This is a genomic window from Bradyrhizobium sp. SZCCT0153, assembly GCF_018129995.1.
Classification (GTDB): Bacteria; Pseudomonadota; Alphaproteobacteria; order Rhizobiales; family Xanthobacteraceae; genus Bradyrhizobium; species Bradyrhizobium japonicum_G.
Genome location: NZ_JAFCKS010000016.1, coordinates 40,963 through 65,850, shown reverse-complemented (window position 1 = coordinate 65,850; position 24,888 = coordinate 40,963). Strand labels below are relative to the sequence as shown.

At 63.9% G+C, this 24,888-nt stretch carries 20 protein-coding genes; 13 read left to right on the top strand and 7 right to left on the bottom strand.

Features of this window, described 5'->3' with window-relative positions; translation table 11 throughout:
* The first annotated feature begins 459 nt into the window (after window positions 1-459).
* The 4 genes from JQ572_RS34160 (at window position 460) to JQ572_RS34145 (ending at window position 5,575) form a co-directional block, all read left to right on the top strand.
* Window positions 460-945: a (2Fe-2S)-binding protein gene (locus tag JQ572_RS34160; RefSeq protein ID WP_211387238.1), complete on the top strand. Its 486-nt coding sequence runs from the start codon at window positions 460-462 to the stop codon at window positions 943-945.
* A gap of 83 nt (window positions 946-1,028) precedes the next feature.
* Window positions 1,029-3,371, top strand: coding sequence for a xanthine dehydrogenase family protein molybdopterin-binding subunit (locus JQ572_RS34155; protein WP_211387237.1), 2,343 nt, complete (start codon window positions 1,029-1,031; stop codon window positions 3,369-3,371).
* A 14-nt stretch (window positions 3,372-3,385) separates the two neighbouring features.
* The gene (locus JQ572_RS34150) at window positions 3,386-4,186 is read left to right on the top strand and encodes an FAD binding domain-containing protein (RefSeq protein WP_211387236.1); all 801 of its coding nucleotides are present in this window, start codon (window positions 3,386-3,388) and stop codon (window positions 4,184-4,186) included.
* A 282-nt stretch (window positions 4,187-4,468) separates the two neighbouring features.
* Window positions 4,469-5,575 carry a CaiB/BaiF CoA transferase family protein gene (locus JQ572_RS34145; RefSeq protein WP_211387235.1) on the top strand — a complete coding sequence of 369 codons (1,107 nt, stop codon included), beginning with the start codon at window positions 4,469-4,471 and terminating at the stop codon, window positions 5,573-5,575.
* Window positions 5,576-5,677: 102 nt separating this feature from the next.
* Here JQ572_RS34145 and hppD read toward each other — a convergent pair whose 3' ends face one another.
* On the bottom strand, window positions 5,678-6,796 hold the full coding sequence (gene hppD / locus JQ572_RS34140; protein WP_211387234.1) for a 4-hydroxyphenylpyruvate dioxygenase: 1,119 nt from the start codon (window positions 6,794-6,796) through the stop codon (window positions 5,678-5,680).
* Between the two features lie 122 nt (window positions 6,797-6,918).
* On the opposite strand from hppD, the gene JQ572_RS34135 reads away from it, so the two are divergent.
* Both JQ572_RS34135 and JQ572_RS34130 read left to right on the top strand, forming a co-directional pair.
* The gene (locus tag JQ572_RS34135; RefSeq protein ID WP_211387233.1) at window positions 6,919-7,398 is read left to right on the top strand and encodes an Lrp/AsnC family transcriptional regulator; all 480 of its coding nucleotides are present in this window, start codon (window positions 6,919-6,921) and stop codon (window positions 7,396-7,398) included.
* Between the two features lie 74 nt (window positions 7,399-7,472).
* Complete coding sequence (locus JQ572_RS34130) at window positions 7,473-7,784, top strand: DUF1272 domain-containing protein (RefSeq protein ID WP_211387232.1); 312 nt, start codon at window positions 7,473-7,475, stop codon at window positions 7,782-7,784.
* A gap of 134 nt (window positions 7,785-7,918) precedes the next feature.
* Here the strand turns inward: JQ572_RS34130 and fahA are convergent, their stop codons facing one another.
* The 5 genes from fahA to JQ572_RS34105 all read right to left on the bottom strand — a co-directional run bounded on the left by fahA (window position 7,919) and on the right by JQ572_RS34105 (window position 13,591).
* The gene (gene fahA / locus JQ572_RS34125) at window positions 7,919-9,193 is read right to left on the bottom strand and encodes a fumarylacetoacetase (RefSeq protein WP_211387231.1); all 1,275 of its coding nucleotides are present in this window, start codon (window positions 9,191-9,193) and stop codon (window positions 7,919-7,921) included.
* Window positions 9,194-9,371: 178 nt separating this feature from the next.
* Window positions 9,372-10,718 carry a homogentisate 1,2-dioxygenase gene (gene hmgA / locus JQ572_RS34120; protein ID WP_211387230.1) on the bottom strand — a complete coding sequence of 449 codons (1,347 nt, stop codon included), beginning with the start codon at window positions 10,716-10,718 and terminating at the stop codon, window positions 9,372-9,374.
* 2 nt (window positions 10,719-10,720) lie between these two features.
* A complete protein-coding gene (locus JQ572_RS34115; protein WP_211387229.1) occupies window positions 10,721-11,677 on the bottom strand; it encodes an MBL fold metallo-hydrolase in 957 nt (318 codons plus the stop codon).
* 23 nt (window positions 11,678-11,700) lie between these two features.
* Complete coding sequence (locus tag JQ572_RS34110; RefSeq protein ID WP_211387228.1) at window positions 11,701-11,925, bottom strand: DUF2783 domain-containing protein; 225 nt, start codon at window positions 11,923-11,925, stop codon at window positions 11,701-11,703.
* A 22-nt stretch (window positions 11,926-11,947) separates the two neighbouring features.
* Entirely contained in the window at window positions 11,948-13,591 is a 1,644-nt protein-coding gene (locus JQ572_RS34105) for an FAD-dependent oxidoreductase (RefSeq protein ID WP_211387227.1), read from the bottom strand.
* Between the two features lie 110 nt (window positions 13,592-13,701).
* On the opposite strand from JQ572_RS34105, the gene JQ572_RS34100 reads away from it, so the two are divergent.
* The 3 genes from JQ572_RS34100 to JQ572_RS34090 all read left to right on the top strand — a co-directional run bounded on the left by JQ572_RS34100 (window position 13,702) and on the right by JQ572_RS34090 (window position 16,828).
* Window positions 13,702-14,250 carry a MarR family winged helix-turn-helix transcriptional regulator gene (locus JQ572_RS34100; protein WP_211387226.1) on the top strand — a complete coding sequence of 183 codons (549 nt, stop codon included), beginning with the start codon at window positions 13,702-13,704 and terminating at the stop codon, window positions 14,248-14,250.
* 273 nt (window positions 14,251-14,523) lie between these two features.
* Window positions 14,524-15,267: a class I SAM-dependent methyltransferase gene (locus JQ572_RS34095; RefSeq protein WP_211387225.1), complete on the top strand. Its 744-nt coding sequence runs from the start codon at window positions 14,524-14,526 to the stop codon at window positions 15,265-15,267.
* Between the two features lie 223 nt (window positions 15,268-15,490).
* Complete coding sequence (locus tag JQ572_RS34090; RefSeq protein ID WP_249129701.1) at window positions 15,491-16,828, top strand: serine hydrolase domain-containing protein; 1,338 nt, start codon at window positions 15,491-15,493, stop codon at window positions 16,826-16,828.
* A gap of 303 nt (window positions 16,829-17,131) precedes the next feature.
* Here the strand turns inward: JQ572_RS34090 and JQ572_RS34085 are convergent, their stop codons facing one another.
* Complete coding sequence (locus tag JQ572_RS34085; RefSeq protein WP_211387223.1) at window positions 17,132-17,938, bottom strand: N-acyl homoserine lactonase family protein; 807 nt, start codon at window positions 17,936-17,938, stop codon at window positions 17,132-17,134.
* Between the two features lie 379 nt (window positions 17,939-18,317).
* On the opposite strand from JQ572_RS34085, the gene JQ572_RS34080 reads away from it, so the two are divergent.
* The 4 genes from JQ572_RS34080 (at window position 18,318) to JQ572_RS34065 (ending at window position 24,885) form a co-directional block, all read left to right on the top strand.
* Window positions 18,318-19,832, top strand: coding sequence for a caspase family protein (locus tag JQ572_RS34080; protein WP_211387222.1), 1,515 nt, complete (start codon window positions 18,318-18,320; stop codon window positions 19,830-19,832).
* Window positions 19,833-19,976: 144 nt separating this feature from the next.
* Entirely contained in the window at window positions 19,977-20,648 is a 672-nt protein-coding gene (locus JQ572_RS34075; RefSeq protein ID WP_211387221.1) for an OmpA family protein, read from the top strand.
* 158 nt (window positions 20,649-20,806) lie between these two features.
* Complete coding sequence (locus JQ572_RS34070; RefSeq protein ID WP_211387220.1) at window positions 20,807-21,736, top strand: RND family efflux transporter; 930 nt, start codon at window positions 20,807-20,809, stop codon at window positions 21,734-21,736.
* A complete protein-coding gene (locus JQ572_RS34065; protein ID WP_211387219.1) occupies window positions 21,736-24,885 on the top strand; it encodes an efflux RND transporter permease subunit in 3,150 nt (1,049 codons plus the stop codon). Before JQ572_RS34070 ends, JQ572_RS34065 begins: the two co-directional genes overlap by 1 nt.
* Window positions 24,886-24,888 lie beyond the last annotated feature (3 nt).

Sequence of the window (24,888 nt, the reverse complement as noted above, 5' to 3'; positions counted from 1 at the left end):
CGCAGCGTGGACCGCCGAAGCGCCTCCAAGTGCTGCGTCGAGTGACGCACCGAAGGCCGCCGGCCACCCGGCACGCAGACGTCTCAACAAGCGAAATCAACGACTTAGCCTGGCGATCCCCTACTACGAAGATCGCGATTACAAAGCCGTCGGGCCGTGCTCCTATTGCTGCCAACAACGAATGCTTTCTTCAGGGAGAAACGACACGCGGCGGGCTTGGCGCCGAGGGCGAATGGTCTCGCATGATGGCGCGAGACAACGCTGCCGCAGACAAGACACGAATTTCTTCTCAGGTCGCGCCACCCTTTGGCGGCGCCACGGAACAGTTTTGCCGAAGCACGACGCTTTGGCAGTCGTCGCAATGACCTTTCCATGACGCTCGCGACCAAAATCCCAGTTGCAAAGTTCCGTTGCGCTGTCTCTAATTAGAATAACTACAAACGATCGGGAGGTATTCACGTGTCTACAGTCAAACTGACGGTGAACGGCAAGGCCGTTACCGTCGACGTCGAGGACCGCACGCTGCTGGTCCAGCTGCTGCGCGATCACCTCAATCTCACCGGAACCCATGTCGGCTGCGACACCAGCCAGTGCGGCGCCTGCGTCGTCCACATGGACGGCAAGGCGGTGAAATCCTGCACCATGCTGGCAGGCCAGGCCGACGGCGCCAGTATCACCACCATCGAAGGCATCGCCAAAGGCGAGGAGCTGCATCCGATGCAGGCCGCCTTCCGCGACAATCACGGCCTGCAGTGCGGCTATTGCACGCCGGGCATGATCATGTCCGCGATCGACATCGTGCACCGCCATGGCGGCCAGCTCGACGAAGCCACCGTGCGCCACGAGCTCGAAGGCAATATCTGCCGCTGCACCGGTTACCACAACATCGTCAAGGCCGTGCTGGATGCAGCCGGACGCATGAAGGTCTCGCAGGCGGCCGAGTAAAGCGGCCCGCCTCGAATAAGAACCACCGCTGCTGCTTTCGAGGGAAAGCGCGGTCAAGACAATTCCGGTCGGGAGGACCAGACATGGGTGTTGAAGGTATCGGCGCGCGCGTCGTGCGCAAGGAAGACAAGCGTTTCATTACCGGCAAGGGTCGCTACGTCGACGACATCAAATTGCAGGGCATGACCCATGCCCATTTCATCCGCAGCCCGCACGCGCACGCCAAGGTGAAGGGGATCGATTCCTCCGCCGCGCTGAAGATGCCGGGCGTGGTCGCGGTGCTCACGGGACAGCAGATCGTCGACGACAAGGTCGGCAACCTCATCTGCGGCTGGGCCATCACCTCCAAGGACGGCAGCCCGATGAAGATGGGCGCATGGCCGGCAATGGCGCCGGAGACGGTGCGCTTCGTCGGACAGGCCGTCGCGGTCGTGATCGCCGAGAGCAAGAATCTGGCGCGCGACGCGGCCGAGGCCGTCGTCGTGAACTATGAAGAGCTTCCCGCGGTCGCCGACGTCCAAGCCGCGATCAAGTCCGGCGCACCGCAGCTGCATCCCGAAGCCCCCGGCAACCAGGTCTACGACTGGGTGATCGGCGACGAGGGTGCGACGGACGCCGCCTTCGCCAAGGCCGCCAATGTCGTGAAGCTCGACGTCACCAACAACCGGCTCGCGCCGAACGCGATGGAGCCGCGCGCGGCGATCGCCGATTACGACTCGGCGGAAGAGCATTTCACGCTCTACACGACATCGCAGAACCCGCACGTCGCCCGTCTGGTGCTGTCGGCGTTCTACAACATCGCCCCCGAGCACAAGCTGCGCGTGATCGCACCCGACGTCGGCGGCGGCTTCGGCTCGAAGATCTTCATCTATCCCGAGGAGATGGTGGCGCTGTGGGCCTCGAAGAAGGTCGGCCGTCCCGTGAAATGGACCGGCGACCGCACCGAGGCCTTCCTCACCGACGCGCATGGCCGCGACCACGTCACCCACGCCGAGATGGCGTTCGACGCCAACAACAAGATCACCGGCCTCAAGGTGAAGACCTACGCCAATTTCGGCGCCTACATGTCGCTGTTCTCGTCCTCGGTGCCGACCTATCTCTACGCGACGCTGCTGTCGGGCCAGTACAACATCCCGGCGATCCACGCCGAGGTGGTCGGGGTCTATACCAACACCACGCCGGTCGACGCCTATCGCGGCGCGGGCCGCCCCGAAGCGAGCTACCTGATCGAACGGCTGATGGAGACGGCGGCGCGGCAGTTGAAGGTCGATCCGGCCGCATTGCGCCGGACCAACTTCATCACCCAGTTCCCGCACCAGACGCCCGTGATCATGGCCTATGACACCGGCGACTTTAATGCCTCGCTCGATGCCGCGATGAAGGCGATCGACTATGCCGGCTTTGCCGGACGCAAGGCCAAGGCGAAGGCCGACGGCAAGCTGCGCGGCATCGGCGTGTCCTGCTACATCGAGGCCTGCGGCATCGCGCCGTCCAAGGCGGTCGGCAGCCTGGGGGCCGGCGTCGGCCTGTGGGAGTCCGCAGAAGTGCGCGTCAATCCGGTCGGCACGATCGAGATCCTCACCGGCTCGCATAGCCACGGCCAGGGTCACGAGACGACGTTCTGCCAGCTCGTCGCGGAGCGCCTGGGGGTTCCCATCAGCCAGGTTTCGATCGTCCACGGCGACACCGACAAGGTGCAGTTCGGCATGGGCACCTACGGCTCGCGCTCGGCGGCCGTCGGTCTCACCGCGATCCTGAAGGCGATGGAGAAGATGGAATCCAAGGCCAAGAAGATCGCAGCGCATGCCCTCGAAGCGTCGGAAGGCGACATCGTCATCGAGAACGGCGAGTTCAAGGTGGCCGGCACCGACAAGGCGATCGCCTTCCCGATGGTCGCGCTCGCGGCCTACACCGCGCACAACCTGCCTGACGGAATGGAGCCGGGCCTGAAGGAGAGCGCCTTCTACGACCCGACCAACTTCACCTTCCCGGCCGGCACGTACATCTGCGAACTCGAGGTCGATTCCGGCACCGGCAAGACCTCCTTCGTCAACTTCGTCGCGGCCGACGATTTCGGCCGGCTGATCAACCCGATGATCGTCGAGGGCCAGGTCCATGGCGGCCTTGCCCAGGGCATCGGGCAGGCACTGCTCGAGCACGCGATCTACGATGCCAACGGCCAGCCGGTCACGGCGTCGTTCATGGACTACGCCATGCCGCGCGCCGACGATTTGCCCTCTTTCAACCTCTCCCACACCACGACGCTGTGCCCGGGCAATCCCCTGGGCATCAAGGGTTGCGGTGAGGCCGGCGCGATCGGCGCCTCTGCGGCCGTGATCAACGCGATCACGGATGCGATCGGCAAGAACAATCTGGAAATGCCCGCAACCCCCGACAGGGTGTGGCGCACGATCCACGCAGCTTAAGAGGGAGAGCCAAGATGTACCAGACCATTTATCATCGCGCCTCCACTGTCGACGAAGCCATCAGCCTGTTCGGCAAGAGCAGCGAGGCGAAATTCCTTGCCGGCGGCCAGACGCTGCTGCCGGTGATGAAGCAGCGGCTCGCCAGCCCGTCCGACCTGATCGACCTCGGCAAGATCAAGGAGCTGCAGGGCGTCGAGCTCTCCGGCGACGTGCTGACCATCAAGGCCGGCACGACCTATTTCGACATCATGCAGAGTGCCGACGTGAAGAAGGCGATCCCCGCGATCGCTTATCTCACCTCCGTGCTCGGCGATCCCGCGGTGCGCTATCGCGGCACGATCGGCGGCTCGATCGCCAATAACGATCCCGCCGCGGATTATCCGGCGGCGCTGCTTGCGCTCGGCGCCACCGTGAAGACCAACAAGCGGTCGATCGCGGCGGAGAACTTCTTTCAGGGCCTGTTCACCACCGCGCTCGAGGACGGCGAGATCATCACCGCCGTGTCGTTTCCGGTCCCGGCGAAGGCAGGCTACGAAAAGATGCGGCATCCGGCCTCGCGCTTCGCGCTGACCGGCGTGTTCGTGGCGCAGACCAAGTCGGGCGAGGTTCGGGTCGCCGCCACCGGAGCCTCGCAGAGCGGCGTGATGCGGGTCCCCGCGATCGAAGCCGCACTGAAGGCGAACTGGTCGCCGGCCGCGATCGACAGCGTCAGCATTTCAGCAAGCAATCTGCTGGCCGACATCCATGGTACGGCGGAGTACCGCGCGAACCTGATCAAGGTGATGGCACAACGCGCGGTAACTGCCGCCGGCTGATGAGGCACGATCCGGAAAAGTGTGCAGCGGTTTTCCGGAAATCATGCCCAAACTAAACGCTAAAGCGCGATCATGATCGCGCTTTAGCGCCTCAACACAAATTTTCCGCGGCGCGCACTTCAGTGCGCGCCGCTTTTATTTTGGCCATGCGTCACGAAAACCGCTTGCCTCGCTGGCGTGAAGGCGGGAAAAGTTAATCGGTCAATTAACTCGCCCCACAGAGGAATGGTCCACGCGATTGCCGGACATCGGCACTCCGCCTGGACCCGAGGAAACAAAAACGTGCTCGACAAATCAGCCCCCATATCCTCCGTTCGCACCTCGGGCCCGCTGTCGGGCTTCCGCATCGTCGAATTCGCCGGCATCGGGCCCGGCCCGTTCGCCTGCATGATGCTGGCCGATATGGGCGCCGATGTCGTCACGCTCGACCGGGTCGGCGCGAAGAAGAGCATGAAGTCGGTCGCAGGCCGCGGCCGCAAGGTGATCGAGCTCGACCTCAAGGACAAGGCGGCGATCGCCGAGGTGCTCGATCTGCTTGCGAATGCCGATGCACTGGTCGAGGGCTTTCGTCCGGGCGTGATGGAGCGGCTCGGCCTTGGACCCGATGTGGTGCTCGCGCGCAATCCGAAGCTGGTTTACGGCCGCATGACCGGCTGGGGCCAGGAGGGCCCGCTTGCGAACGCCGCCGGCCATGACATCAACTACATCTCCATCACCGGCGCACTCGCCGCGATCGGCACGAAGGAAACGCCGGTGCCGCCGCTCAATCTCGTCGGCGATTTCGGCGGCGGCGCACTTTATCTGGTCGTCGGCGTGCTCGCAGCCCTGCTGGAAGCGCAGAAGTCAGGCAAGGGCCAGGTGGTCGATGCCGCGATGTGCGACGGCGCGGCATCGCTGATGTCGTTCTTCTTCGACATGACCACGATCGGCCGCTGGACTGAAGGGCGCAACCAGAACTTCCTCGACGGCGGCGCGCATTTCTACGGCGTCTACGAATGCGCCTGCGGCCATTTCGTCTCGATCGGCTCGATCGAGCCGCAATTCTACGCGCTGCTGCGCGAGCATGCGGGTCTGACGGATGCGGATTTCGACGCGCAGATGGACCGCAAGGCGTGGCCCGCGCTGAAAGCGAAGTTGCAGGCCGTGTTCAAGAGCAAGACGCGCGAGGATTGGTGCAGGATCATGGAAGGCACCGACATCTGCTTCGCGCCGGTGCTGACCATGTCGGAAGCCACGCAGCATCCTCACATGGTCGCCCGCAACGTCTTCGTCGAGCGTCACGGCGTGAAGCAGCCGGCGCCGGCGCCGCGTTTCTCGCGCACTCCGTCGGCGGTGCGCGAGCCGGAAGGCGCGGAGATTGGTACGGTGACAAGCGCTTGGAAGCGATAATCTTCGCACTCCGCCTCAGCGTCAAACTCCGCTGTCATCCCGGCGAAGGCCGGGACGACGCCTGTTTTGACGTGACAATGTGCTTGAAAGTAACAGCCTAGTCTAGGCCGCGTTCCCCACCTTCAACACCCCGCGCCGGATCTGATCTTCCTCGATGGATTCGAACAGGGCCTTGAAATTGCCCTCGCCAAAACCGTCGTCGCCCTTGCGCTGGATGAACTCGAAGAAGATCGGGCCGATGGCATTGGCGGAGAATATCTGCAGCAGCACCTTGGTCTGGCCGCCCTCGACCACGCCCTCGCCGTCGATCAGGATACCGTTGGTCTGGAGCCGGGCGACATCCTCGCCGTGCTTGGGCAGCCGCGCGTCGATCCGCTCGAAATAGGTTTCGGGCGGAGCCGGCATGAACGGAAGGCCGGCTTCGCGCAAGCCCTCGATGGTGCGGTAGATGTCGCGGCAGCCGCAGGCGATGTGCTGGATGCCCTCGCCGCGATAGATATTCAGATATTCCTCGATCTGGCCGGAATCGCCGGCGTCCTCGTTGATCGGAATCCGGATCTTGCCGTCCGGGCTCGTCAGCGCCCGCGAGAACAGGCCCGACGCGCGACCCTCGATGTCGAAGAAGCGGATCTGGCGGAAGTTGAAGAGCTCCTCGTAGAAGCCGGTCCAGACATCCATGCGGCCGCGATGGACGTTGTGGGTGAGATGATCGAGGTAGAACAGGCCGGCGCCATTGGGCCGCGGATCGCGCGCCCCCAACCATTCGAATTCGGCATCGTAGGCCGAACCCTTGGCGCCATAGCGATCGACGAAATAGAGCAGGCTGCCGCCGATACCCTTGATCGCGGGCACGTCGAGCGTCTTCTGCGCTGGCGTCGCATCGGCAGGCTCGGCGCCAAGCGCAATCGCGCGGTCATAAGCGGCCTTCGCATCGACCACGCGGAACGCCATCGAGGGCGCGCAGGGACCGTGCGCGGCGACGAAGTCGCAGCCGTGGGTGCCGGGCTGCTCGTTGACGAGATAGTTGATGTCGCCCTGACGATAGACCGTGACCTTCTTGGTCTTGTGGCGCGCGACGGGCGCATAGCCCATCAGCTTGAACAAGGCGTGCAGCTCTTCCGGATTGGGATGCGCATATTCGACGAACTCGAACCCGTCGGTGCCCATCGGATTGTCGGCACTGATCGTAGCCGGCGGTGCATCGTGCGGAAACGGACCCATTCGCTGCTCTCCCAATTGCTTGCTGCCTGAACTATCCTTCATTGGGCGCGCAAGGAGCGTGCAAACGGGACGTCATTTCGCTATCTTATGCACAATTTGTGCATGGATTGGACATTTGACGCATGACCTCCGTAGATGCCTTCGACCTCAAGATCCTGAGCGCGCTCCAGGATGACGGCCGCCTCACCAACCAGGAGCTTGCTGAACTCGCAGGGCTCTCGGCCTCGCAATGCTCGCGCAGGCGGATGCGGCTGGAGGAGGAGAGGGTGATCGCGGGCTACCACGCCGATCTCTCCAGCGAGGCGCTCGGCTTCGGCGTGATCGCCTTCATCCAGGTGGGGCTCGCGACCCACTCGCCGGACAATTCCAAGCGCTTCCGCGCACTGGTTGGCCGTATCGACGAGATCCAGGAAGCCTATTCGCTCACGGGCGACGCCGATTATGTGCTCAAGGCCGTGCTGCGCGATCTGAAAGGACTCTCCAACCTCGTCAACGACGTGCTGATGCCGCACCAGAGCGTGGCGCATGTGCGCTCCTCGATCGTGCTTGACCGGCTGAAGGAAAGCTCGCGGCTGCCGCTGAAGGAATTGAAGGCTGGCTGAATTTGAGGGAACTACGCCCTTCGCGCCCTGGATGCGATCTGCGATGATCCGGGCTGATCTGCGGAGATTCAGCCATGGCCCTCCAGCTTCGACCGAACTGCGAATATTGCGACCGCGACCTGCCGCCGGACGCAACGAACGCGCGGATCTGCTCCTACGAATGCACTTTCTGTGCAGACTGCGTCGAGACGAAACTCTCCAACGTCTGTCCGAACTGCGGCGGCGGCTTCGTCCCGCGCCCGATCCGCCCCACGCAGGAATGGCGGCCGGGCGTGTGCGTGACCAAGCACGTCCCGTCGGACAAGCGGGTGCATCTGAAATACAGCGCGCAGGACGTGGCCGCGCACTGCGCGAGGATCAAGGACGTGGCGCCGGAGAGACGGTGAGCCCTCTCAACGTCATTGCGAGGAGCCCTTGCGACGAAGCAATCCAGACTGCTTCCGCAGAAGATTCTGGATTGCTTCGCTACGCTCGCAATGACGGAGAATGTGTATAGAACGTCGCGTCACATCCCCAGCAATCACTCCGCCGCCAAAATCGTCCCCTCGACCTCGCCGAAGCCGACCCGGTAGCCATCGCCCTGGCACCAGCCGCGCATCACGAGACTGTCGCCGTCTTCCAGGAACGAGCGCTTGGCGCCGCCGGGCAGCTCGACCGGCTCGGTGCCGTTCCAGCTGATCTCCAAGAGGCTGCCGCGCTGGTTCTTCTCGGGCCCGGAAATCGTGCCGCTGCCGAGGAGATCGCCGACATTCATGGCGCAGCCAGAGGAGGCGTGGTGCATCAACTGCTGCACCGAGGACCAATACATGTACCTGAAATTGGTGCGGCTGATGCCGGCCGGCGCATTCGCTCCGACGGCACGCAAGGAGACGTCGAGCTCGACATCGTAATTCTGCGGCTTGCCCTGCTTGAGATAATCCAGTGGCGCCGGCTCCTGCTCCGGCCCCTTCAGGCGGAACGGCTCCAGCGCCTCGCGCGTCACCACCCACGGGCTGATCGAGGTCGCAAACGCTTTGGCGAGGAACGGCCCGAGCGGCACATATTCCCATTGCTGGATATCGCGCGCGCTCCAGTCGTTGAGCAGCACGAAGCCGAAGATCATCTCCTCGGCTTGGCTCTCCGTGAGCATGCCGCCCATCGGCGATGGCTGGCCGACCACCACGCCCATCTCCAGCTCGAAGTCGAGCCGCTTGCACGGCCCGAAGCTCGGCATCTCGACGTTCGGCGGCTTCAGCTGCCCGCGCGGGCGCTTCACCTTGGTGCCGGAGACCACGACGGTCGAGGCGCGGCCGTTATAGGCGATCGGCATATGCAGCCAGTTCGGCTGCAGCGCATTGTCCTTGCCGCGGAACATCACGCCAACATTGGTGGCATGCTCCCTGGAGGAATAGAAATCGGTGTAGCCGGAGACCGCGAACGGCAGATGCAGCCTGACGTCGCGCATCGGCACCAAGGCTTGCTTGCGCAGCTCGTCATTGTCGCGCAGCTCCGGATGATCCGCGCGCAAGAGCTCGCTGATCCGCGCCCGCGTCTTCGCCCAAACCTTCGGCCCGAGCGCCATGAACGGATTGAGCGAGGCGCCGGAGAACACGCCGAGCGGGCCGACGTCGAGCCGGGAATCCTGCTCGAGCTCCCAGAGATCGAGCACATAATTGCCGATCGCAACGCCGACGCGCGGCGTCGGATTGGTCGCGGTCGAGAACACGCCGTAGGGCAGGTTCTGGATCGGGAAGTCGGAGGACGGATCGACATCGACGAAGGAGCGGAGGCTGGGGTTGTTGGGGTGGGTCGTCACTTTTGGCCCGGTCCTTTCTTCCTTCTCCCCTTGTGGGAGAAGGTGGCGCTAAGCGCCGGATGAGGGGTTCTATCCGCGAGTCCAAATGAGTTAGGGTCACTCGCGGACAGGGACCCCTAACCCGTCTCGCCGCTCCGTGGCGAGCCACCCTCTCCCACAAGGGGAGAGGGGAAGACCGCTAAGGCCGGTTCGGATCGAACCGCTTCTCGAGTCCCTTCCAGCAATCCGCGTAATCGTCCTGCAATGTCGCAGCCTTAGCGGCATGGGCGGTGACGCGCTGCGGGTAGCGGGTCTCGAACATGAAGGCCATGGTGCCGGTCAGCTTCACCGGCTTCAGTTCGCCGTTGCTGGCGTGCTCGAAGGCGTCGCGGTCGGGGCCGTGCGGCAGCATGCAATTGTGCAGGCTCATGCCGCCGGGAACGAAGCCCTGCGGCTTGGCGTCGTAGACGCCGTAGATCAGGCCCATGAACTCGCTCATGATGTTCATGTGATACCAGGGCGGACGGAAGGTGTTGTCGGCAACCATCCAGCGCTCGGGGAAGATCACGAAGTCGATGTTCGCGGTGCCCGCGGTCTCCGACGGCGAGGTCAGCACGGTGAAGATCGACGGATCGGGATGGTCGAAGCCGATCGCGCCGACCGGCGAGAACGTGCGCAGATCGTATTTGTAGGGCGCGTAATTGCCGTGCCAGGCGACCACGTCGATCGGTGAATGCGGCAAGGTCGTCTTGAACAGCGCACCGCCCCATTTCACATAGAGCTCGGTCGGCGTGTCCTTGTCCTCGTAGTACGCGACCGGCGTGAGGAAGTCGCGCGCATTGGCGAGGCAGTTGGCGCCGATCGGGCCACGTTCCGGCAGCGTGAAGGCGCCGCCGTAATTCTCGCAGAGATAGCCCCGCGCCGGCCCGTTCGGAATCTCGACGCGGAATTTGACGCCGCGCGGGATCACCACGATCTCGCCGGGCTCGGCGTCGATGCGCCCGAACTCGGTGACGAGGCGCAGGTTGCCCTGCTGGAGCACGAACATCAGCTCGCCGTCGGCATTGTAGAAATGCTGGTCTACCATCGACCTAGTGATGAGGTAGACATTCGCCGCCATGCCGGCCTGCGTGTTCACGTCACCGGCCGTCGTCATGGTCTGCACGCCCTGGAGGAAGGTCATGTCCTCCTTCGGGATCGGCGCCGGATCCCAGCGCAATTGCGCGATCGGCAGGTCGTTCTCGTGGCAGGGCGCCGAGCGCCACAGACCGGCATCGGCCTTCTCGAAGCGCCCGGAATGCTTCACCGAGGGGCGGATGCGATAGAGCCAGGAGCGCTCGTTGGTGCCGCGCGGCGCGGTGAAGGGAGAGCCGGAGAGCTGCTCGGCATAAAGTCCGTAGGCGCAGCGCTGCGGCGAGTTGCGGCCGATCGGCAGCGCACCCGGCAGCGCCTCGGTCTCAAAGCTGTTGCCGAAGCCCGACATGTAGCCCGGCGTGACCTGAGCGGTGCTGCGAACGATCTGATCGGGCGAGGTGTTGATGTTCATGACTATCCTCCTCCTTGCAGGGCGGCCCACATTTCCTGGTCGCGCTTGTCGGTCCAGATCACGGGATCGTCGATTCCCGACGCCTCGTCGAAGGCGCGCGACACGTTGAACGGCAGGCAATGCTCGTAAATGGCGAAGCTGTGGAACTTCGGATCCATCACCTCGCGCGTCGCCGCCATCGATTCCTTCAGCGTGCGCCCCTTGGCGACCGAGATTTCGGCAGCGCCATAGAGCGAGGTGACGAAGTCGCGCGTCATCGCGATGGCCTCGCGCACCGTGGCTGTGCCCTTGAGCGCATCGCCGCGGCCCGGCGCGATCGCCTTTGGATTGAAGTTGCGGATCTCGTTCAGCGTCAGCGGCCATTCGCGCAAATGCGCGTCGCCGCAATAGCAGGCCGAGTGATATTCGATGAGGTCCCCGGAGAACATCACTTCCGCATCCGGCACCCATGCGACGATGTCGCCGGAGGTATGACCGGCGCCGAGCTGCATAAGGCGCACCTCGCGCTTGCCGAGATAGATCGACATCTCGCCTTCGAAGGTCAGCGTCGGCCAGGTCAGGCCGGGAATGCTCGAGGCATCCTGGAACAGGCGCGGGAAGCGGCCGTATTCAGAATCCCAATCCTGCTGGCCGCGCTCCTCGATCAGGCGATAGGTCTCCTGCGAAGCCACGATTCCTTGCGCCTTGTAGGCGGAGGCGCCGAGCACGCGCACGGCGTGATAATGCGATAGCACGACATATTTGATCGGCTTGTCGGTAACGGCGCGGACGCGCTCGATCACCTTGCTCGCCATCGCCGGCGTCGATTGCGCGTCGAACACGAGGCAGCCGTCGTCGCCGACGATGATCGCGCTGTTCGGATCGCCCTCCGCGGTGAAGGCGTAGAGATCGGTTCCGATCTCGGAGAAGGTGATCTTCTTCTCGGAGAGATCGCCGGTGGACGCGAAATTCTTCGCCATCAGTTCATCCTTAGGTCACGGGGTTATTGTTGTTGCTGTTGCTGCTGCTGGCCGTCGATCATGCGGCGTTTCGCCAGCAGGATTGCCTCCCGCAGCACGTCGATGTCGCCGATATGGTTGGCGAGGATCAGCACCAGCGCCGCGTCGAAATCGGCGCTCTGCTCGTCGGTAAGGCCGCGATGCGCCTCGACGATGGCGCGAAAGGCATCGTCGGGCCGTGCGAAGTTTGAGCTGGTTGAAAGCGGCATGCGAATCCTCAAATCACGCCTTTCAATTGAAGCCTTGGGCCCGCGACAGCGCTGCCGCGATCGCCTCGCGCGTCGGATGGCGGAAGCGCGCCGCGACGTAGCCGTCCGGCCGCAGCAGATAGGCAGCACCGGGCTCGGCGTCATAGCGCTTGGCAAGTAGGCCCGAGGGATCGGCAAGCCCGCCCGTGCCGCCGATGCGGATATCCTTCACGCCGTCGGGCGCAGCGACGGCCGCGCCGTTGCTGAACGACAGCAAGGTGAAGTCCGTTCCACCCTTGCGGAATGCATCCGTCAAATAAGCCTGCTCGCTCTCGCGCGTCGCAACGGGCGCATCGAGCATGGAACAGCCCGGCGGCGGTCCACCGGCCCACGCATCCGCATCATGCGATGACAGCGGCGAGTAATAGCTGCAAGGCACCGACAGCCGGCCGCCATTGACCATGCGCTTGCCGAACTCGGTTTCCTTGGCAAGCGACAGCACCGCCTTGCGCAGCCGCGCTTCCTGATGCGAATTCGGCGCCATGAAATCGGTCGAGCGGGTCGATTCGCGGATGTTTTCGTCGGCGGCCGCGCTGCGCTCGACATGATAGCTCTCGAGCAGGCTCGCGGGCGAGGTCCCGCGCAGGACGCGATCGAGCTTCCAGGACAGGTTTTCCGCGTCTTCAAGTCCGGAATTGGCGCCGCGCGCACCGAACGGCGAGACCTGATGCGCGGAATCGCCCGCGAAGATCACGCGGCCATGGAGGAAACGATCCATCCGCCGGCACTGGAATTTGTAGAGCGAGATCCACTCGAACTCGAACTTGTCGTGCCCGAGCATGCGCGCGATCCGCGGTCGCACGTTCTCCGGCTGCTTCTCGACGAGGGGATCGGCATAGCGGTTGAGCTGGAGATCGATGCGCCAGACATCGTCAGGCTGCCGGTGCAGCAGCGCCGAACGTCCCGCATGAAACGGCGGATCGAACCAGAACCAGCGCTCGGTCGGAAATTCCGCCGTCATCTTGACGTCAGCGATCAGGAACTGATCCTCGAACACCTGCCCGGCGAACTCGGCGCCGACCATCTGCCGCAGCGACGACCGCGCACCGTCGCAGGCGACGACATATTGCGCCTGCAGCCGATAGGCGCCCTCCGGGGTTTCGATCGTCAGCGCGATAGAATCGTTGCGCTGCTCGAGCGCCGTCACCTTGTTGCGCCAGCGCAGGTTGATATCGGGCAGATCGCCGATGCGGTCGACCAGGTAGGCTTCGGCGTAATATTGCTGGAGATTGATGAAGGCCGGCCGTTTGTGACCATCTTCGGGGAGCAGGTTGAACTGGTAGAGCTGCTGCTCGCCATGAAAAATGCGACCGACGCTCCACACCACGCCCTTCTCGACCATGCGGTCGCCGACGCCGAGCCGGTCCCAATATTCCAGCGAGCGTTTCGAGAAGCAGATCGCGCGCGAGCCTTCACCGATGCGGTCGGCATCGTCCAGAAGGACGACGCGCTGACCGCGCTGGGCAAGATCGATCGCCAGCGACAGCCCGACCGGGCCCGCGCCGACAATCACGACCGGATGCTCGGCCGAGGCTTGGCCGGGACGATCCTGATCCGAGTGGCGGCGATAGCCGAACTGGGTCTTCGTTTGAAAGGTCTTCGCTTGATGCGTATTGACCTGCGCCATGCGCTAACCTCGGCTCTGGTCAGGAGGGGGCTGATCTGCTAGATAGTCTCACGTGCAACTATTTTGGACCGGAGCCGGCCGGCCGTCAACTGGAATTCGGAGCGCAAGCCTTGGCGAGGACATCCAGCGATACGGCGCTGAAGAGACAAGTGGCGGGCGAGGCGTCACCGCGGCCAAAGGCCAAGGCACGGCTCGATCTGTTCAAGTTCGTGCCGTTCCGCCTCAACCGGCTCGCGGCGGAGGTGAGTTCCGCGCTCGCAATCGAATATCAGGAGCGTCACGGCCTCGATATTCCCGCCTGGCGCGTGATCGCAACACTCGGCTTTCGCAACGATGCCTGCAGCGCGCAGTACATCTCGCAGTGCACCCGCACACACAAATCGACCATCAGCCGTGCCGTCACCATGCTGTTGCATGAGGCGATGATCGAGCGGGTCGAGAACGAAGCCGACCGCCGCGAATTCCGCCTGCAACTGACGAAGAAAGGCCGCGCGCTCTACGAGGAGTTGTTCCCGCAATTGCTGCGGCGGGAGGACGAGATCTTCGCCTGCCTGTCCGCGCAGGAGCGCAAGCAGCTCTCGGCACTGCTCGGCAAGATCGAGCAGAGCCTCGATCTGATCCAGACCAGCGAAGAGGCCGACGCCAAGCAGGCGTATTAGGGCGCGTAATCGTAAAGGCGCAGACGTCGGCTTTTTGGGGGTGAGCAAAGATCTTATACTTCATCAGGGCAGTGCTTTTTGAGCCGCAACGGATGTTAATGGCTTGACTCGTTGGGATTTGCTCTCTGGTGCGATTGGCGGGCGTGAGCGCGAGGCGCACGGATGGAGTTGCCTGCTACCTTGAACCTCGTTGCCATGACGGTGGGCTCACATTTGGAGCTCACAAGACCTGGACGACTGCGCCTAAACTGGTTGAGAAAGCCAGGCAGGCCCGTGACGACACTGGCTTATACAACGGCGCTACTTGTGGCGTTTGCTGCAACTCGCGCATATGCGGCTGACATAGGTTATCTGGCTCCCCCCGGAGTCGCTGCAAACGAGTTTCCCTCACCGCAGCGCCCTGTTGCACGGATCGTCAGCCCCCGCCGCGCCGCCGAAGAGCGCCGCGACGCCCTCAATGAGGCCGGTCAAATCGCACGTGTTCTCGAACTGAAACCAGGTATGACAGTCGGCGACATTGGAGCAGGCAGTGGCTACCACACGGTCAGGCTCTCCCGCCTCGTCGGACCCGCCGGCTCTGTCATTGCCCAGGACGTCACGCGGGATTACCTCATAGAACTCGCCAGGCGAACAGAACTTCTGAAGTTGACGAACGTGCAATTCGCGCTCGGCGAACCACACGACCCGCGTCTACCCGCTTCTTCGCTGGATGCCGCAATCCTCGTGCATATGTATCACGAGATAGCCCAACCCTATGCCTTCCTCTACAACCTCGCGCCCGCCTTGAAGCAGGGTGCGCGGGTTGGAATTGTCGATCTCGAGCTTCCGACGTCGAAGCATGGCACGCCAATTGAGCTGTTGCGCTGTGAATTGACCGCCGTCGGCTATCGCGAGGTCGCCACCTACAAGCTCGCAGGTGACGGAGGATATTTGGCGATATTCTCTCCGCCGGAGCTAGCGGCTCGAAAATCTCCCCGCGATATAGTTGCTTGTAGGAATCCAGCCGGCGCTCGTTGACACCACGCCAGCCGCCCGCCTCGGAGGCTGAACGTGTCCGGAGAAGGGGCAAGACCGAAAGTCGCCGGCTGAGACTCAAACCGGCGCTTTTCACCCAACTCGGACATCGCGAAAGGTCGGACAGGAGTCCTACTTTGAGTTGAGTTTTCGTGGAATCCGTCCATGATGCGTGTGGCCAGCGCTTGTTTGAGACGAGTCGGGAAGCATGCGTCTTGTTCTAATAATGTTGAAACTTATTGTCGCGATTGTGCTTCTCGGCGTTTTAGTATTCAGCGTCTGGCTAACCTTCATCCCACCCAATGGGCTGCTGTCCGCCACGGCCTATGCGGCAAAAATGGTTTGCTCGAACGTGTTCATTGCCAAACGCGACGCGGATGCGGTGATTATGACCGACGTGGCGTTCGCCCTTCCTCGTGTCGTCAAACGTCTGAACATCAATATCGACAACGCCAACCAGCGTGTCGAAGTGGCATTTCGCGGCCTCTTCGCCAAACGCTATGCCCAATATGAGGAGGGACGCGGTTGCACGCTGGTCTCGAAGGGCGAAATCCCCGATCGCGCCGCGCCGCCCTCACCGTCGGCAATGTCGGATGCGCTCTGGCCGGCCGGCGAGAGGGTGCAATTGTCAGAGGACAAGCGTCTGCTGGCGGCGCTGAACGATCCGGCTCTCCAAGGACCCGGCATGCGCGCGATTGTCGTGGTCCAGGACGGGCGCATCATCGGTGAAACCTACGGCGAAGGCTTCAACGCTTCGACGCCCTTGCAGGGCTGGTCGATGACGAAGACCGTGAACGCCGTCTTGGCCGGCATGGCGATCAAGGACGGAAAGCTTTCGCTCGATCGAAAGAATCTGTTTCCGCAGTGGGCCGGCGACGCGCGCGCGGACATCTCAGTGGCCGATTTGATGGCCATGACAAGCGGATTGCAATGGAATGAAGATGGTGATTCTCCCGACCCTGACGGGTTGGAGAATCTCGCAAATGATGCGGCGGCTTTCGCGAGGGACCGTCCGCTTGCCGCCTCGCCTGGAACGAAGTTCAACTATTCCGGGGGCTCGTCCGTCCTGTTGGCCCGGCTCTGGCAGAACGCGGTTGGAGCGAACGCGCGAGCGTATCCGCAGGAGCGATTGTTCAAGCCTTTGGGCATGACCAGCGCTGTTCTTGAGGCCGACCCTTCAGGCACATTCCTTGGCGAAGCCTTTCTCTTCGCCAGTGCACATGATTGGGTGCGCTTCGGCGAGTTCCTGCGCTTGAACGGAGAATGGAACGGTGCACAGCTTTTGCCGCCGGCCTTTGTCGATTACATGCGCTCGCCTGTGCCGGCGTCCGACGAGGGACATGGCCCGGTCTACGGTCGCGGACAGCTTTGGTTGGGGCCGGGCCAGGGATTCCGACTCCCTGCCGACACTTTCATGTTGCAAGGGCACCTCCGCCAGGTGATCGCGATCATCCCCTCGCGTAAACTGGTAATCCTGCGCATGGGTTTGACGCGGGAAGATATTGGGTACAGCGTCGCGAAACTGCTGTACGCGATTGTCGCGGCGTGCAGATCGAATAAATGATGCGTTACTTCCGGGTTTGGCCCGACTCGGATCTTCGGCGATGCTCGTTTGCGCGCTGCTTTCAGGAGCACCGCGGATATCAGGCCCGGCTGATCTGAGCCGCAAGAGCGCTCTCGGACCTGCTCGGCGAGATCGAAGCGTGCCTCGACTGATCCAGACCAGCGAAATGGCCGCCGCCAAGCAGGCGTATTAGCCGACGTTGTCATTCCGGGACGCAGCGACAGCGGCGAACCCTGAATCTCAAGCGACAACTTCTGGATTCCGGGTACGCGCTCCGCGCGCCCCGGAATGACGGCTAGGCCGTCACTTCGCAAACGACCGCGACGGCGGCAGGTGCAGCGCCCAGGCGTCGACCTTGTCGCTCGCGCGCGGATAGATCTCCGTCACGATCGGATCGTGGCCGGGAATGAACCTGTCAGGATGGCCGGCGAGACGCTCGATCGTCTCCCAGCCCTGTGCCATGTCGCCGATGTTGTAGACGATCGGGAAAGGGCTCCTGCGCTGGAGATTGGCGTAGTAATGCGCGGCATCGGAGGCCAGCACCACCGGCCCGCGCGCCGTCTCGACCTTGACCACCTGCAAGCCGTCCGAGTGACCGCCGACGCGGTGCACGGTGACGCCGGGCGCGACCTCGCCGTCGCCGGAATAAAAATTGACGCGCTCGCCATAGACATGCCGGACCATCTGCGTGACGTGCTCGACCGAGAACGGATGTCGCAGCAGTCCGTTGCACATGCAGCGCCCCGTCGCGTAGGCCATCTCGCGCTCCTGGAGATGGAAGCGCGCGCTCGGGAAACGGTCGAGATTGCCGGCGTGGTCGTAATGCAGATGTGTCACGATGATGTCGCGTATGGCTGACGCCGCCACACCAAAGCGCTCCAGTGCATCGACCGGATTGAGCGTCAGCTTGCGCGCCCGTGCGCTCGCCTCCTCGGCATTGAAGCCGGTATCGACCAGGATATCGCGGCCGCCGCCGCGGATCAGCCAAACGAAGTAGTCGAGGTCCTGCGCCGCACTGTCATGCGGATCCGGCGCCAGGAAGTTCATGCTGAGGGTACGCGGCGACATCGTCGCATAGCGCAGGGCGTAGATTTCGTAGGCGTTTCCCATGATTTTGCTTTTGGCTTTTCTTTTCGCGGAGGTACGAGCGCACCAAGCCATTGTCCGCCGGAAAGGTCAAACGCCACGCGCGATGCCTGAAGGCCGGCTCCAATGTGAGACCAATCACATTTTCGGCGCCATGGATCCCCTAACATGGGTGGCCTGACATGGCAGCAGCAATGCCCAACCAGATCGCCTCGAGCACAACCATGATGGCCCGTTTATTCCCCCCGCGGCGCGCCCATGCGTTGCGGTCAATCGTCGCGATAACGCCGAATCTCCAAGCGGTTGACGCCCCCCTTCCCCGGTTTGATAATGCACATTGCGTAAGTTAAGGTCGCCGCGGCGCAAGCTGGAACGGCGCCTTTTTGGCTGGACCGCGCTGATTATGAAAATTCGCCTTCTTTTCCTTCTGCCCCTGCTTGTCTCGCTCATCCCGACCGCGCCGTCGCGGGCGGCCGGTGATCGCTTTGCGCTGGTCATCGGCAACGCCAAATATCCAGACGCCGACGCCCCGCTGAAGGAACCGCTCAACGATGCGCGCGACGTCGCCGACGAGCTCAAGCGCGACGGCTTTTCCGTCGAGATCGGCGAGAACCTGACCGGCGACGGCATGCGCCGCGCTTTCGACAAGCTCTACAGCAAGATCAAGCCGGGGTCGGTGGCGCTGGTGTTCTTCAGCGGCTTCGGCATCCAGTCGGCGCGGCAAAGCTATTTGCTGCCGGTCGACGCGCAGATCTGGACCGAATCCGACGTGCGCCGCGACGGCGTCGGCCTCGAAACCGTGCTCGGAGAGCTCAATACCCGCGGCGCCGGCGTCAAGATCGCGCTGGTCGACGCCAGCAGGCGCAACCCGTTCGAGCGCCGGTTCCGCAGCTTCTCGGCCGGCCTCACGCCCGTCATCGCGCCGAACGGCACGCTGGTGATGTATTCGGCGGCGCTGGCCTCGGTGGTCTCGGACGTCGGCGGCGAGCACAGCCTGTTCGTCCAGGAACTGCTCAAGGAAATCCGCGTCCCCGACCTGATGGCCGAGGAGACGTTGAACCGCACCAAGATGGGCGTCACCCGCGCCTCCCGCGGCGAGCAGGTGCCGTGGATATCCTCGTCGCTGGCCGAAGATTTCTCGTTCATTCCGGGGGCCGGCGGATCGCGTCCGACAACGACGCCGCCACCCCCGCCTCCCGCGCCGCCGCCCGTCGTCGCCAATAACCCGCCGCCGGCCCCACCCGCGCCGCCGTCACCGCCTCCGGCACCGAAGCCGGCCGACACGGCGGTCGCGCCTGCGCCGGCTCCGTCACCAAAACCTCAGGTCGAAGCAGCCTTGCCGCCGGCCCCGCCGCCGGTGAAGCCGGCCGAAACCACCCCCGCGCCAAGCATGGATAGCGGGCCGAGCGCGGCCGTGCTGGCGGAGGACCCGACCATCAAGGGACTGACGGCCAAGATCGCCGCCAATCCGGACGACGTGAACGCGCTGTACCGGCGCGGCCAGGTCTATGCCAGCAAGGGCGCCTACAACCTGGCCATCAAGGATTTCGACGAGACGCTCCGGATCAACGCGAAGGACGTCGAGGCTCTGAACAACCGCTGCTGGACCCGCACCGTGATTGGCGACCTCCAGGGCGCGCTCAAGGATTGCAACGAGGCCCTGCGGCTGCGGCCGAACTTCGTCGACGCGCTGGACAGCCGCGGGCTGGTCAATCTGAAATCGGGAGCGGTCAAGAACGCCATCGCCGATTTCGACGCGGCCCTGAGGATCAACCCGCGCCTGACCTCCTCGCTGTTCGGACGCGGGATCGCCAAGCAGCGCAATGGCTCGGCCCAGGAAGGCGCGCTCGACATCGCCAATGCCAAGGCGATGGACCCGAACATTGTTCAGGAATTCGCAAGCTACGGAGTGCGTTGATATTTCTTTGAATCGAGGCCGGTGTGCCTCGAACCCCCGGCGGCCCGGCGAATACTAACCGAACGGATGCCGCAAGCCGCCCTTTCGGGGCTGATTGCAGAGATTTTGGAACCGCGCCAGCTGGCTGCGCAGGAGGGACTGGCTATGAGATTGGCTGCAAAGGGACTTACCGCGATCCTGTCCATCATGACCATCGGCGCCGCCCTGTCGCTGACGACCCCGCTCGCCTTCGCGGGCGACGACGGCAACAGCAAGAACGTCACCGAGGACGAGATCGTGCGCGCGCTGGCACCGCCGGCGAAAAAGCCGCTGACCCGCGGCCTTTCGATCGCTCCGCAGGCCGATCCCGCACCGAATGCGGCGGAGACCAAGCTGATCCAGTCCGTGCGCGGCCGCTCGACGCGCTCGCTCTCGTCGACCGAGCGCGAGGAAATCGCGTCGGTGGCCAAGGACAAGCCGAATATCGATCTGGAAATCACGTTCGACTACAACTCGGCCAATATCAGCGCCAAATCGCTTGCCTCGGTACAGGCGCTCGGTCGCGCGCTGACCAGTCCCGACCTGAAAGGTTCGACCTTCGTGGTCGCCGGCCACACCGACGCCGCCGGCGGCGAGGGCTACAATCAGGACCTGTCGGAGCGCCGCGCGGATTCGATCAAGCGCTACCTCGTCGACAAGTACAGCATCTCCGCGACCGATCTCGTCACCGTCGGCTACGGCAAGAGCAAGCTGAAGGACCCGAGCCAGCCGTTGGCGGAGGTCAACCGCCGCGTGCAGGTCGTCAACATGGAAAACAAGACCACCGCATCGAAGTGAGCACGACGTAATCCTTTGAAGTGACAAGTCGTGATGTGGTGTAAAGTCTCGCTCCCGGAGCGCGTCCCGCAGCCTTGCGGGACGCTGCTTCATTTCGCGGAAACGCTCGCTATGGGCCGCGTGCGGATGGCCGTGAGCCAGGCCAGGACGATCCGGCGATGAATCTCTCCGAATATCTAAAGCCGGCCGGAACGGTCGTCTTCGTCGTCGCGCTCGGCGTCGGCTATTACCTGTTCGAGCACCGGCATCGCGCCGAGCCCAAGGAAACGCCGAGCGAGGCGCAGGTCATCGTGACCAAGTCGACCAATGCGTGCTTCTCGGACCTGGTCCGGGTGACCGGCTTCTTCGTGCCGCGCCGTGAGGCCGTGGTCGTCGCCGACCAGGAGGGATCGAGGGTCACTGACCTCTTCGTCACCGAGGGCACCCTTGTCACCGACAATCAGGAATTGGCGCGCCTGACCGCGCCGCCCCAGATTCCGGGCCAGCAGCAGCGGCCCGGCCCGCAAGGCCCGGTTTCGCTGAAGGCGTCCGCGCCGGGCCTCGTCACCGAAGTTCGCACCATCGTCGGCGCGCCGGCCTCGCCGCAGGCCGGCCCGATGTTCCGCATCGCCGTCAACAACGAGATCGAGCTGGACGCGCAGGTCCCGGCGGTGCACATGCCCAAGCTGAGCTCAGGCGCGACCGTTCGCATCAGCCGCGACGACGCGCCCGATTTGATCGGCAGGGTTCGGCTGGTCGCGCCCGAAATCGATCGCGCGACCCAGCTCGGCCGCGTCCGCATCAGCGTCACCAACAATCCCTCGCTGAAAGTCGGCGTGTTCGCCCGCGCCTCGATCGACGCCAAGCGCAGCTGCGGCGTCGCGGTTCCCAAGACCGCGATCGACCATCTCACCGTGCAGGTCGTCAAGGGCAACATTATCGAGACGCGCAAGGTGCGGGTCGGACTGTCGTCCGACAGCGCCACGGAAATCCTGGAAGGCCTCGAGGTCGGCGAAATCGTCGTGGCCGACGCGGGCTCTTCACTGCATGACGGCGACCAGATCAAGACCATGTTCGCCGATGAACTCGATCGCACGCGGGTACGCTGATGGCTCTCAATATCTCGGCATGGTCGATCCGCAATCCGCTGCCGTCGGTCGTCTTCTCGATCATCCTGCTGATCCTCGGCTGGGTGTCCTTCACCAAGCTCGCGGTGACGCGGCTGCCCTCGGCAGACATTCCCGTGATCTCGGTCGCGGTGTCGCAATTCGGCGCAGCACCCGCCGAGCTGGAATCCCAGGTCACCAAGACGGTTGAAGACGCGGTCTCAGGCGTCGAGGGCGTCAGGCACATCACCTCACAGATCACCGACGGCCTGTCGGTGACCACCATCCAGTTCGCGCTCGAGACCAACACCGACCGTGCGCTCAACGACGTCAAGGACGCGGTGACGCGCGTGCGCTCCAACCTGCCGCAGAACGTCACCGAGCCGCTGATCCAGCGCGTCGACGTCATCGGATTGCCGATCGTCACCTATGCCGCGATCTCGCCCGGCAAGACGCCGGAGCAGCTCTCCTATTTCGTCGACGACGTGGTCAAGCGCGCGCTGCAAGGCGTGCGCGGCGTCGCCCAGGTCGAGCGCATCGGCGGTGTCGAGCGCGAGATCCTGGTCTCGCTCGATCCGGACCGTTTGCAGGCGATGGGGCTGACCGCCGTCAATGTCAGCCAGAGCCTGCGCGGCACCAATGTCGACGTCGCCGGCGGGCGCGCCGAGATCGGAAAGAACGACCAGGCGATCCGCACGCTCGCGGGCGCCAAGACGCTGGGCGACCTTGCCGGCACAATGATCCCGCTGTTCGGCGGCGGCGAGGTCCGGCTCGACGACCTCGGCACCGTCACCGACACCATTGCAGACCGCCGCACCTTCGCCCGCTTCAACGGCGAGCCGATCGTCGCGCTCGGCATCAAGCGTTCCAAAGGCGCGAGCGACGTGAAGGTGGCCGAGGCCGTGCAGAAGCGCATCGACGCGCTCAAGGCCGCCTATCCCGACGTCGACCTGAAGGTGATCGATACCTCGGTCGAATATACCAACGGCAATTACCACGCGGCGATCTCGACCCTGTTCGAAGGCGCTATCCTCGCCGTCGTCATCGTACTGTTGTTCCTGCGCGACCTGCGTGCCACCATCATTGCAGCGATCTCGCTGCCATTGTCGATCTTCCCGGCGTTCTGGGCGATGGACCTGCTCGGCTTCTCGCTCAACCTCGTCAGCTTTCTCGCCATCACGCTGTCGACAGGTATCCTCGTCGACGACGCCATCGTCGAGATCGAGAACATCGTCAGGCACATGAACATGGGCAAGTCGCCCTATCGTGCCGCGCTCGAAGCCGCCGACGAGATCGGCCTTGCCGTGATCGCGATCTCGCTGACGATCATCGCGATCTTCGCGCCTGCGAGCTTCATGTCGGGCATCGCCGGACAGTTCTTCAAGCAGTTCGGCATCACCGTCTCGGTGCAGGTGTTCTTCTCGCTGCTCGCGGCGCGCTTCGTCACGCCGGTGCTCGCCGCCTACTTCCTCAAACATGGCAATCACGAAGAGCCGCCGCCCGGCCGCGTGCTGCGGTCCTATCACAGGATCGTGGCGTGGTCGGTGAAGCACTATTTCATCACGGTGCTGGTCGGCTTCGGCGTCTTCGCCGCCTCGATCTGGAGCATCACGCTGCTGCCGCAGGGCTTCCTGCCGGCGCAGGACAGCGCGCGCTCGCTGCTTGCCCTCGAGCTGCCGCCGGGCACCCAGCTCGCCTACACCGAAAAGGTCACCGAGGACATCGTCGCGCGCCTGCGCAAGCGGCCCGAGGTCAAGAGCATCTTCGTCGACGGCGGGCGCGTCCCACCGGGGACCCAGGAAGTCCGGCGCGCCGCCTTGATCATCAACTACACGCCCAAGGACAGCCGCGACATCACCCAGCGCGAGCTCGAATTCTCGATCAGCCAGGAGCTGGAGAACGTTCCCGACATCCGCTTCTGGTTCCTCGACGAGAACGGCCTGCGCGCCATCTCGCTGGTCGTGACCGGGGTCGACGCCAACATCGTCAACAACGTCGCCAGCGAGCTCGCGACGCAGATGAAGCGGATTCCGACCATCTCGAACGTGATCTCGGAAACCACGCTGGAGCGACCCGAGCTGCGTGTCGAACCGCGCGCCGATCTTGCCGCACGCCTCGGTGTCTCGACCGAAAGCCTGTCGCAGACCATCCGCGTCGCCACCATCGGCGACGTCGGGCCGGCGCTCGCCAAGTTCGACGTCGGCGACCGTCTGGTGCCGATCCGCGTGCAGCTCGAGGATGCCGCGCGCGGCAATCTGAAGACGCTTGAACAGTTGCGCGTGCCGCTCGGCGAGCACGGCGAAAAGGGCGGCGTGCCGCTCTCGGTCATCGCCGACGTCAAGCTCGACCAGGGTCCGACCAGCATCAACCGCTACGACCGCGAGCGGCAGGCGACCGTCGCGGCCGATCTCGTCGGTTCCGCAGCACTCGGCGACGCCACCAAGAAGATCTACGACCTGCCGGTCATGAAGAGCCGGCCGAAGGGCGTGAAGGTCTCGCCCTCCGGCGACGCCGAGAGCCTGAACGAATTGTCCGACGGCTTTGCCACCGCGATCACGGCGGGCCTGATGATGGTCTACGCCGTGCTGGTGCTGCTGTTCGGCACCTTCCTGCAGCCGATCACCATCCTGTTCTCGCTGCCGCTCTCGATCGGCGGCGCGATCGCGGCCCTGCTCGTCACCGGCAAGCAGCTCACGACACCGGTGTGGATCGGCATCCTGATGCTGATGGGCATCGTCACCAAGAACGCGATCATGCTGGTGGAATTCGCCATCGAATCCATCCACGCCGGCAAGCCGCGCGAGGAAGCCATGATCGATGCCGGCATGAAGCGGGCCCGCCCGATCGTGATGACCACGATCGCGATGGCCGCCGGAATGATGCCGAGCGCGCTCGCGGTCGGCGCCGGCGGCGAGTTCCGCTCGCCAATGGCGCTCGCGGTGATCGGCGGCCTGATCTTCTCGACCATCCTGTCGCTGGTGTTCGTGCCCGCGATGTTCATGGTGATGGACGATCTCGGCGCCCTGATCTGGCGCTTCGGCAAGCGGCTGGTCGTGCACAGCGAGGATGCGGAGACCGCCGGGCATCACGAAGCCGCGCCCGCCGAAGCGGCATCAGCGCCGAAGAACATCGTGCACCCTGCGGCGGAGTAGCCG

Coding starts and splice junctions, on each gene's coding strand:
- JQ572_RS34155 (WP_211387237.1), top strand. CDS start 1,029: ATGGGTGTTGAAGGTATCGGCGCGCGCGTCGTGCGCAAGGAAGACAAG.
- JQ572_RS34150 (WP_211387236.1), top strand. CDS start 3,386: ATGTACCAGACCATTTATCATCGCGCCTCCACTGTCGACGAAGCCATC.
- hppD (WP_211387234.1), bottom strand. CDS start 6,796: ATGGGTCCGTTTCCGCACGATGCACCGCCGGCTACGATCAGTGCCGAC.
- JQ572_RS34135 (WP_211387233.1), top strand. CDS start 6,919: ATGACCTCCGTAGATGCCTTCGACCTCAAGATCCTGAGCGCGCTCCAG.
- JQ572_RS34130 (WP_211387232.1), top strand. CDS start 7,473: ATGGCCCTCCAGCTTCGACCGAACTGCGAATATTGCGACCGCGACCTG.
- hmgA (WP_211387230.1), bottom strand. CDS start 10,718: ATGAACATCAACACCTCGCCCGATCAGATCGTTCGCAGCACCGCTCAG.
- JQ572_RS34115 (WP_211387229.1), bottom strand. CDS start 11,677: ATGGCGAAGAATTTCGCGTCCACCGGCGATCTCTCCGAGAAGAAGATC.
- JQ572_RS34110 (WP_211387228.1), bottom strand. CDS start 11,925: ATGCCGCTTTCAACCAGCTCAAACTTCGCACGGCCCGACGATGCCTTT.
- JQ572_RS34105 (WP_211387227.1), bottom strand. CDS start 13,591: ATGGCGCAGGTCAATACGCATCAAGCGAAGACCTTTCAAACGAAGACC.
- JQ572_RS34090 (WP_249129701.1), top strand. CDS start 15,491: ATGTTGAAACTTATTGTCGCGATTGTGCTTCTCGGCGTTTTAGTATTC.
- JQ572_RS34085 (WP_211387223.1), bottom strand. CDS start 17,938: ATGGGAAACGCCTACGAAATCTACGCCCTGCGCTATGCGACGATGTCG.
- JQ572_RS34080 (WP_211387222.1), top strand. CDS start 18,318: ATGAAAATTCGCCTTCTTTTCCTTCTGCCCCTGCTTGTCTCGCTCATC.
- JQ572_RS34075 (WP_211387221.1), top strand. CDS start 19,977: ATGAGATTGGCTGCAAAGGGACTTACCGCGATCCTGTCCATCATGACC.
- JQ572_RS34070 (WP_211387220.1), top strand. CDS start 20,807: ATGAATCTCTCCGAATATCTAAAGCCGGCCGGAACGGTCGTCTTCGTC.
- JQ572_RS34065 (WP_211387219.1), top strand. CDS start 21,736: ATGGCTCTCAATATCTCGGCATGGTCGATCCGCAATCCGCTGCCGTCG.